General features: G+C 39.4%; 1 pseudogene. It reads right to left on the reverse strand.

The features are described 5' to 3' along the window. Positions 1-68 precede the first annotated feature (68 nt). A pseudogene (locus tag J7R10_RS09455) lies at positions 69-391 on the reverse strand (DUF4175 family protein); the annotation flags it as partial.

Raw genomic sequence — 391 nt, forward strand, 5'->3', positions numbered from 1 at the left:
AGACCCATATGATCGCTAGTTGCGATGTTAGGATAGATTAATCCGGTTTTTAAAGAGTATAATTGTTATGCCAGTCGACGTTGATGTTCACGCCAAACAAAAGCACTAAAATCTTCATCATTCTTAAGACACATACTAGCTGTTTGAACGCTTAATAGTTTATTTTTAAGACCGTTTGCTTGTCCAAGACGCTGATTCACATCTCTCGTTGTAGGAAAGCGAAAATGAATAAGAAAAAACAAGCGCCCAGCAGCAAAGAAAAACATAGGCCCGAGTAAAAGCAAAAGTAGCCAATACGCGAGATGGCCAAAAAGGCCCAACCACCTAAGCTAACAAAAAAGACTGAGAACGAAAAAAAACGGTAACAACCGTAACCATATCCGCTCAAATG

Origin of the sequence: Bartonella vinsonii subsp. berkhoffii ATCC 51672 (assembly GCF_902825225.1) — a bacterium.
Taxonomy (GTDB): Bacteria; Pseudomonadota; Alphaproteobacteria; order Rhizobiales; family Rhizobiaceae; genus Bartonella; species Bartonella berkhoffii.